The organism is Kineococcus gurbantunggutensis, assembly GCF_050871925.1.
Classification (GTDB): domain Bacteria; phylum Actinomycetota; class Actinomycetes; order Actinomycetales; family Kineococcaceae; genus Kineococcus.
Genome location: NZ_JBJLSG010000180.1, coordinates 1 through 8986, shown reverse-complemented (window position 1 = coordinate 8986; position 8986 = coordinate 1). Strand labels below are relative to the sequence as shown.

General features: G+C 62.8%; 6 protein-coding genes and 4 pseudogenes. 4 read left to right on the top strand and 6 right to left on the bottom strand.

What is annotated here, in order from left to right:
- Window positions 1–304: 304 nt before the first annotated feature.
- The 4 genes and pseudogenes from ACRYR7_RS22095 (at window position 305) to ACRYR7_RS22080 (ending at window position 4551) form a co-directional block, all read left to right on the top strand.
- Window positions 305–1696: pseudogene (locus ACRYR7_RS22095) on the top strand (integrase core domain-containing protein).
- A 168-nt stretch (window positions 1697–1864) separates the two neighbouring features.
- Window positions 1865–2545, top strand: a complete 681-nt coding sequence (locus tag ACRYR7_RS22090; protein WP_432574267.1) for a hypothetical protein — start codon at window positions 1865–1867, stop codon at window positions 2543–2545.
- An 82-nt stretch (window positions 2546–2627) separates the two neighbouring features.
- A pseudogene (locus ACRYR7_RS22085) lies at window positions 2628–3494 on the top strand (IS5 family transposase).
- A gap of 234 nt (window positions 3495–3728) precedes the next feature.
- Window positions 3729–4551, top strand: a pseudogene (locus tag ACRYR7_RS22080) (transposase family protein).
- A 625-nt stretch (window positions 4552–5176) separates the two neighbouring features.
- Here ACRYR7_RS22080 and ACRYR7_RS22075 read toward each other — a convergent pair.
- The 6 genes and pseudogenes from ACRYR7_RS22075 to ACRYR7_RS22050 form a co-directional block, all read right to left on the bottom strand.
- Complete coding sequence (locus ACRYR7_RS22075; RefSeq protein ID WP_432574266.1) at window positions 5177–5923, bottom strand: hypothetical protein; 747 nt, start codon at window positions 5921–5923, stop codon at window positions 5177–5179.
- Window positions 5924–6107: 184 nt separating this feature from the next.
- Window positions 6108–6557, bottom strand: coding sequence for an HIT family protein (locus tag ACRYR7_RS22070; protein ID WP_432574265.1), 450 nt, complete (start codon window positions 6555–6557; stop codon window positions 6108–6110).
- Complete coding sequence (locus ACRYR7_RS22065; protein ID WP_432574264.1) at window positions 6557–7411, bottom strand: macro domain-containing protein; 855 nt, start codon at window positions 7409–7411, stop codon at window positions 6557–6559. The genes ACRYR7_RS22070 and ACRYR7_RS22065 overlap by 1 nt, the downstream gene beginning before the upstream one ends.
- A gap of 2 nt (window positions 7412–7413) precedes the next feature.
- The gene (locus tag ACRYR7_RS22060) at window positions 7414–7917 is read right to left on the bottom strand and encodes a TIR domain-containing protein (RefSeq protein ID WP_432574263.1); all 504 of its coding nucleotides are present in this window, start codon (window positions 7915–7917) and stop codon (window positions 7414–7416) included.
- A gap of 101 nt (window positions 7918–8018) precedes the next feature.
- Entirely contained in the window at window positions 8019–8645 is a 627-nt protein-coding gene (locus tag ACRYR7_RS22055; protein ID WP_432574262.1) for a hypothetical protein, read from the bottom strand.
- A gap of 97 nt (window positions 8646–8742) precedes the next feature.
- Window positions 8743–8986 (bottom strand): annotated as a pseudogene (locus ACRYR7_RS22050) (TerD family protein); the annotation flags it as partial.

Below are 8986 nucleotides of genomic sequence, written 5' to 3'. Positions count from 1 at the left end.
TATACCCCCCGCTAAAAACCCCCCCCGGGGCCCCCCCCCGGCCCCGCGCGCGGGACCCTCGGTCATCGGCAGCTCACCGTGCCGACGGAGCAGTCAGAGCAGGTTCACAGCGGCGAACCCACGACGGCTGCTCCGTCCCGACAGCTGCACTGCACCGACGACGGCGGCACCGCCAGCGACTGAGCCACATCGCGAGCGCCACCGCGTTCACCGTGGACGCCGGCGGCCCGCTGTCTGTCAGGGTGAGTTGAGGCCAGCGGCTCGTAGCAACCTCTCCCGACAGGGCGAGAACGGAACCATGATCATGACCGTGACGACACCCGCCCCTGTGGTCGGGGATGAACAGGTGACTACCGGCTCGTCCTCCCACCCAGGCCCACGCGCTGACCGCCCGCGTGCACGACGCTCCTTCACCCCGCCCAGAAGCAGGCCTACATCGACGGCTACGAAGCCGCCCGCGCCATCGGTGATGGTGAGGGCTACCTGCGCCGAGAGGGTCTCTACTCCTTGCTGATGTCGGAGTGGCGCCGGGCCCGCGACGCCGGCCTGCTCGAAGGCAAGAGCGAGGGCACACCGGTCGGGCGACCCAGCCCCGAGCAGGCCGAGATCGCTCGCTTGAAGCGTGAGCTGGAGGTGACCCGCAGCAAACTGGCCACCACCGAGACCGCCCTGGACATCATGGGAAAAGCGCAAGAGCTCTTGGCCTCGATCTCCAAGAGCGAGCAGCAGCGAGCGGACAAACAGCAGCACGGACCGCGCTGATGAACGCCTTCACGACGCTGCGGGCCGCCGGAGTCACGACCCGGGCCGCGGCGGCGTTGACAGGTATCGCCCGCACCACGATGGACCGAGCCACGCGCTCATCACCCGTTCCGCTGCCCACCCCGCTGCCCCTGGCCCCACAGACCGCCCCGACACAGAATGCGGTGCCGAAGAACAAGCTCAGCAACGCCGAGGAACAGCAGGTCATCGCCGTGCTGCACAGCCCGGAGTTCATCGACCAGGCCCCAGCCGAGGTCTACGCCACCTTGCTCGAACGAGGTGAGTACCTGTGCTCGATCGCCACGATGTACCGGATCCTGCGCCGCTACAAAGAAGTCCGTGACCGGCGCCGACATGCCCGCCACCCGTCCCGGGCTCGTCCAGAACTGACGGCCACCGGGCCGGGGCAGGTCTACACCTGGGACATCACCAAGCTACCGGGCCCGCGTCGCGGGGTCTGGTTCGATGCCTACGTGATGATCGACTGGGGGTACCTCCCACGCAGTGGGGGACGAAGACGGTCGCGCACCTGCTGGAGGACCTCGGCGTCGATCGGTCGCACTCGCGACCACGGGTGTCCAACGACAACCCGTTCAGCGAGGCCTTGTTCAAGACGGTGAAATACGCCCCGACGTTCCCCGAACGGTTCGCCACCCTGGGCGGTGCGCGGGCCTGGATGGAGGAATTCGCCGACTGGTACAACCACGAGCACCACCACGCCGGGATCGGCCTGCACACTCCCGCCGACGTCCATCACCACCGCAGCGAACACGTCCAGCAGGCTCGACGCCACGCAGTCGAGCGGGCCCGTCAGGCCCACCCCGAACGCTTCGCGTCCGAGCCGGCTATGCCGAAGATCCTCGACCTGCCGACCAGTGCCTGGATCAACCGACCCGGCGACTTTGCGCCGGTCGAGCAGAGCTCAGCTACCTAACACCTGCTGGCCTCAACCGCCTTGACACGTTCCGCAGTTGGGAAGTTGAGCTCAGTAAGCGGATCATTACACAGAGCAACTTGACCACTTTCGCTGACACGTTACCAACGGAACTACTACGGTGAGCAACCAGGTACATCCATTTGAGTACTAGCGTGAGGTTGCGCCATGCCCGAAAACGACTCGTCGAGCACCCCCAGCAGGACATCCTCGACGTCATCGGAGGGTCATCGCCTTCGCGATGCACTGCTTGTGGCGGCCGTAACAGCTGCGATTGGTGTTGTAGGTACTGTTGTTACAACTCTACTGACGGATACTACAGTGGTCAGCGCCAGCGGAAATGCGCTCGTCGGGTCGAGCAATAATCTTCCGACGAGTACAGTAACGGCCGAGGTTCCTGGCCCGGTTGTTACGACTACGATCACTCGACCTCCAACTACAGTCACGGTTATACCATCAGCGAGTGGCGGAACGGTTCGGCGGGAAGCCGACCTAGTATTCCCGAGCGGGGTCTATTATACCGATCTTGATTCGAAATCAGATCCTCAATGGAATCGGAACAATTCTGTCAGCAATAGCAGCGCTTATGACATCTACCGATATTCTGGTATGTATCAGCGCCTCGATGTCACCAATGGTGGGCAAATTGCGGACATGGGCGTTTCGCAGCCGACTTATGATTTATGTCGGAATACGAGCGCCTATAGCTACTCCAGCGTCACCCTCACTGAAACCGAGCCCGGTCAAGTCTACTGTTTTTTGACGGGAGACAATCGCTACGCCTCTGGCGTCGTACAGAGCTTCGACAAAGAACAACTCGTCATGCACATGGTCGTTTGGGAGAAGTAGCTAGCACTAATTATCCATCACTAACAGCCCATTGCAGAAGTCCGTCCGAGGCTCTGGCGTGTCGCGCTGAACAAGGCGCAGCCTGGTCGGCACGGCCACCGACCCCCTCGTTCGGCCCCGCCAGCTGATCACTGATGAGCTGTGGGAGCTGCTCGAGCCGCTGATCCCGCCGCCGCCGGCGCCGCGTGGGCGTACCGGCCGGCCTCGGCGCGAGGACCGGCTGGTGCTTGAGGGCATCGTCTTCGTGCTGAGCACCGGCATCGGCTGGGCCAAGCTGCCGCTCGAGCTGGGTCACGGCTCGGGCGGGGGCACCTCCCGCGCGTCGCATGGGGGCGACGTGCTGGCGCCGGCTGCGCCAGTGGCAGGACGCCGGCGTGTGGGACGAGCTGCACGGCGCCGTGCTGGACCGGCTGGGGCAGCAGGGCCTGCTGGACTGGTCCCGGTCCAGCGCCGACTCCGTCAGCGTCCGGGCGAAAAAAGGGGCGCCCTGACCGGGCGCAACCCCACGGACAGAGGCAAGTCGGGCACCAAGTACCACCTGCTGGTCACCGCCGACGGGCTGCCGTTGAACGTCGTGCTCTCCGGCGCCAACCGGCACGACTCGCTGTTCCTGGCACCGCTGCTCGAGAGTCAGCGCTCGGTCAAGGGCGCTGGTCGCGGGCGCCCGCGGCGCCGGCCGGTCAAGCTGCACGCGGACAAGGGTTACGACAACCGCCGGTGCCGCGCCTACCTGCGCCGACGGGGTATCGCGGCACGCATCGCCCGCATCGGCGTGGAGTCCAGCCAGCGCCTTGGCCGGTACCGCTGGGTCGTCGAGCGCACGATCAGCTGGCTGCTGAGCTACAAGCGCCTGGCGCTGCGCTACGACACCAGTTCTTGCACGATCACCGCGTTGGCTCGCCTGGCGGTGACGCTGATCTGCGCTCGACGACTACCCGCCAGGAACTAATGCAACGGCCAGTAAGTGTCGACCCAGACGACGAGAAGGCGCCGAAGCCTCGATGGCCACACATGAAGGTCGATCTACGTAGAGCAGTCCTGACTGACCTGGATTGGACTGGCATCTCTGTGTGGGAGATTGAGCCTTTTCCATCCCGCTGACGAGCGGGGTTGCCGACAGCACGAGCGAAGCCCCTGGTAGGACGGGGATTGTCGAGATCATCCGTACCACCAGCGGCTTCGCATGCTGTCTTACCCGTCCGGCCTGCCTGTGTCCACCCGCGCCCTGAGCCTGTTGGCCGAGTCGCTGCGCCGACGCCGGGAGCGCATCGGCTCGCCCTGGCGGAAGCTGTCGCCAGGCCGGCAGGCGCTGCTGGTGCTGGCGCACCTGCGCAAAGGGGAACGCTACGTAGACCTGGCCATCGGCTTCGGGATCGGCATCGCCACCGTGCACCGCTACGTGCACGAGGCCGTGGCCGTGCTGGCGGCGATGGCCCCCAGCCTGCAGCAGGCGGTGTCGACGGCTGCGGGCAAGGCTTACGTCGTCCTCGATGGCACGCTGCTGCGCATCGACCGCGTCGCCATGGCCACCGGGGGCAACCGCATCTACTACTCCGGCAAGCCTCCCCCAGAGGGGGTGCCCCCAAGCCCATGGCGTCAACGTGCAGACCCTCGCTGATCCGGCCGGGCGCTTGATCTGGGCCTCACCGGCACTGCCGGGCTCGCGCCACGACCTCGGCTGCGCCCGTGAGCACGGCCTGCTCGATGCCCTGGTCGGCGCCGGAGTGCCGGTGCTGGCCGATCGCGGCTACCAGGGCGCTGCCCGCACCTGCCCGGAGGTCCGGGTGCCGCAGCGTTCCCGCCGCAAGGACCCGGCCACCGGTACCCTCCGGCCGCTGCCGGCGAACCAGCGCGCGGTCAACCGCGCTCACGCCGCGTTGCGAGCACCCGGCGAGCGGGTGAACGCCCAGCTCAAGAGTTGGCGGGTGCTGCGCAAGATCCGCTCCAGCCCCTCACAGACGAGCACTCTCGTGGCTGCTGTGCAGACCCTCATCCTCGCCGGCTGAGCCAGGATGGAAAAGGCTCACTGGCCAGAGTGAGCTTGCGAGCGCGCGTCACCGAATCACCGCCACCACCGCCACCGCCACCGCCACCGTCATCGGGTCACCGTCACAGCCGGTGGGGTGACGGTCCGCGCCGGTGGCGTGATCACCACGGGCGCCGCGGGCACGGTGCTCGTGGCCACCGGCGGTGTCACCGTCACCGTCACCGCCGGCGAGGGCGTGGCGGTCACCGTAGTGGTCGGGGTGGGACCTGGATCTGGCGTGGTGGCCGCGAAGCCAGCGGTTCAGCCGACCACGGCAGCGAGCAGCCCCAGCGCGATGGTGGCCAGGACGAAGCCGACCCGCCGCGGCCGGGCCGGTGGACCGGGCGGGGCGGGCGGTGCTGGGTAGAACATGACGCTCCATCGCGCTCATCACGGACCCTGCTACTGGCGGGACTGCTGCTCGTGCTGGTGCCGGTGCTGCTCGTGCTCACCCCAGTCTCACAGCCGCACCACTGCGGTGGGGCAACTTCGATGAAGTCGCCCCACCGCTGGATGGGCCCTGGTGCATCAGCACGGCCTACGTTCGACGGCGTGCCGAGCAGAACTGACGGCCCCTTGTCGCCTCAGGGGGTGCAACGAGCTGGTCATGCGCCGGCCAGCCAGTTCCATTCCTCCGGAGAGCCGCCCCACGGCACGGCGTAGACCTCGATCTCGGCGGGCTGCTGGGGCAGACCGGTGAGGTCCACGACGGAGAAAGGCACGGTGCCAGCGGCCGGGAGGGCATCGACGTAGCCGGTGGTGCCGGTCAGCAGCTTGCCGGCGCCGTCGCGGTACAGCACCGTGACGGCCATCGACCCCACCGCCTGGCTGAAGGGGCTGGCCAGCTCTCCGACCACCTGCCGGGAGTGCTCGTCCCCGCTCCGCTGGACCCCAGTAGTGGTGAAGGGCGGGTAGTCGGCGGGGGTGGTCCGGGTCGGGTACCACTCCACCGTGGCGTAGGTGACTTCGACAGCGGCCGGTTCAGCAGGAGCCTCCACCAGCCCGGCCCAGGCGATGTCGGCACCCGGGGGCAGGGCGTTGAGGGTCTGCTGCTGGCTGGCCAGCACCTGCCCGCCGGTATCTCGCGCGGTCACGGTGATGACGGGGAAGGCGCCGTAGTGGGTGGTGTTGGGGTTGCGCAGCAGCGCTGCCCAGTGCACGAACGTCCCCTCACCGGCGCCGGGGGTACTGGTGTGGGCCGACTCCACCACCGTAAAGGGCTGAGCCTGCCCCGAAGTGGCGGAGGAGGTAGAAGTGGTGCTGCCTCCAGCCTCAGCGGAGGTGGTGCTTGGAGCCGGCTCGGTGGTGGAGGACGTGCACCCGGCCAGCAGCAGCGCAGCGGTGCTCGTCACCGCGGCCGCCCACCTGCGCCCCGCACGAGAAGGCCAGGTGGCCCTACTCACCTTGGCTACAGCCTGCGGCTGTCGTGCATCGCCTCGCGTCACCATCGCAGGTTAGAGGTCGCTGGTCGACGTATGGCTGCCAGCTTCAAGGGCGCGGAGAGACACCGTAATGTCGGTTATGGAATTGCCGCTCTTAACTGCGGGTTGAGGGGCTAAAAAAGGGTCGCAGGCGTGAGGCGATGACTTCTGTCTCGCTCACACTAAGTTCAGTCACTTCACCCCATTCCGTGCCCCCACCGTCGACCGTGCCAGCCACATGGAAGTGCACGTGAGGGATGACCTGGTGCGCACCCATCCCATTGTTCTGCCAGACGCTAATCCCAGGTCTCTGTTCAACGCGGTCGATGGCCGCTGCTGCGCGCTGCACCAGGTCTACAACGGTATGGCTCTCGGCCGCCTGCAACTCCAAGATGGTCGGCACGTGGCGCGTTGGAACTACGAGTAGGTGGCTCATGCCTCGCTGTTCACGAGTGACGAACACAGCGGCAGCGTCTTCGCGATGAAGGATGGTGTACGGCCGTGCACCACTCAGGTAGTCGCAGAAGGCGCAAGGCGAGGTGTCGGGCACGACCAGGCTGCTCATCAGGACTTCTTCAGGGAGGTTAAGAAATCTTGAACCTCCAGCATGTTAACTCGATTCTCGTCCTCTGGGCGAACCACGATGCGTAATTCATCACACACCCGTTCTTGGCGCGAAGCAAACATGAAAGTCAGGATTAGGAAACGAATAGCATCTTGAATGGGAAGTACGGTAGACAGCCCTGACTGCCCTAGGCCGATGATTGGGACGGAGACCGCTTCGCCATTGTTGCATCGTCGCACCTCGCGCCACAACTTTTCCATGGCATCCCAAAGGATGCCAATAGTGGAGGACGCTTTATTATGCTCGTCCATCTTCGTGTAAGCCACGCAGTAATAGTACGTCCGGTGATGCCTGATCGCGGCGACGGTGCCACATTCGTATCGGTCGGTGTTTCCGTCTTTAGCAATATTCGTCTCAATGGGAACCTCGGCGGCTAGAGCCGTTTTGAGATCTGACTGCAACTTCCCTGTGTCGCCTTTGTAGACATTATGAAGAAGCTGCCCCTGCACGCTGTCTGTGCGAATAATATGCGGGGTTTCCACATCAAAGCAGTCCGACATGCCGACGACAAGGCTAGTGTTTTGGCTGAACAGGTCGCCAGTCACTAGTCGAATGGTGGTATCTGGCATCGAGTAGCGCTGTTTGATGGGGCGCGGATAGGACCGTTTAATCGCGTACAAGAAGGCCACCGCACCTACCAAAAGAAAGAGCCACCAGCCAACCTTGCTCAACGCATTGATAAAGAAAACGCTGATGATGGTAAGCACGGCCGCGAGAGCGCCAAGCGCGCTAAATAGGTGAGTCGCGAAGCTTTTCCAGAAGCGCCGGTTCCGGAAGTCGCGGGTGGCAGACATGGTCACAGTTTGTCATAGACGTGCTGCTCGTAGTAGTGCGGTCCCGACTTTCCGCTCGACGCGTATTGCGGTGCATAGTGGTCCAGGGCGTGCTTGATGATGGCGGGACTGAAAGCCACGGACAGCGTATAGTAATCAGCATCAAGAAGTGGCTTAGGGATGAGGTTCCGATTTACGGTTCTTTTGCCGTCGTGATTAGCGACGACCACAGGCAAGTCGAACTCCATCATGACAGAAATCTCATAAGCAAGAAAGGATCTTCCGTCGCCGCCCTTTTTCTTTCCTTCAGGCGTCCCAATCAGCACCACTTGTTTGACATTTTTCATGCGCTCTCGGAGGTTGCGCTTAATCGTCTCAGGTTTACTTGTATCCAAGGAGATGTATAGATCGTGTGCGTCGTGGAATTTAAATTCGATCCTTTCGTTGTCGCGCCAAGCTTCCATGAGTCGATACAGGCGAATATTTTCGCTGGCGAAAGCCACGTACGTCTTATTGCGATAACTCATAGCACTTCCCTTTCGAATAGCCATCAAACGACAGCGCCAATAATAAATGCCGAGAATTTCAGTGGCTTCGTTTGCGTTAAAAATTTCGATGCTAAAGCGATCTAGAAAGCACTTGGTGGCTCACCACGCCTAGCTTCGACGCCCCGAACGTCCGACTCCCACTGGCGAATTAAGTGTCTCCACTGCTGTGTTCCGAGATAATCTTCAGCCTTAGCGGAAAGGTCAAACTCAGGCATAGATAGACCGAGGGTACCTTTCTCGAGAATACCATCAGCAATAACGCCAGACTCTCGAAGTATCATTACCGGCAAACCAATTTGGTAAGCCATTGCCGGCTCAATATGGGCCCATGGACTAGTCATCCATGTGCCATCCAGATTGTATTCTTTTAATGTTTTAATGTTAGTTCTATAGTTTCCGGTTGCCTTTCGCAAATACGTGCGGCGAAAGGCCACTGTGATCAATCCGTATGATTCGGACATCATCTTTCGGATAGCGTGCAGCGGCGCTTTAAAGTTGTAGTCAGTGACATCAAGCGTTCGGGGGGAGAAATCTCTTTCATTGAGATGAGAGCATAGCTTTTCAATAAAATCTCGCTGTCGAGCCTGATATGGCTTTGGGTAGCTGAGGAAGATTGGTGTCTTATAGTTTCCGTCCCCGGTCATGTTTGGTCGCCAACTTACACTCTGAGCCTTGCGCTCTGCGTCATCCTTCTTCTTACGGGCCATGGCTACATCCCCCTCAGAGACGTAAGTGATTTATTGCCGCATATTGCGATACCTTGCCGACAATACTCAGGTTCCCTTTGCCGCCTTCCTTGGTAATCTAAGCACGAAAAATTTCGTTCTCCAAAGACGTGTCGGTGGCCTCCTCCGGCAGCTTCGGCGCCGGCGGCACCCACCCCCGCAACGGCTGCACCACGGATCGGTAGAAGCCCTCCAGCGCCTCGGTCACCGAGGGGATGAACGCCCCCCGCACCCCCGAGCGCTTCGTGCCCATCGACGTGGTGCGCATCAGCGTGAACGCCGCCACCTGCGCCCCCTTGTCCACCAGCAGCATGGTGGGTGCA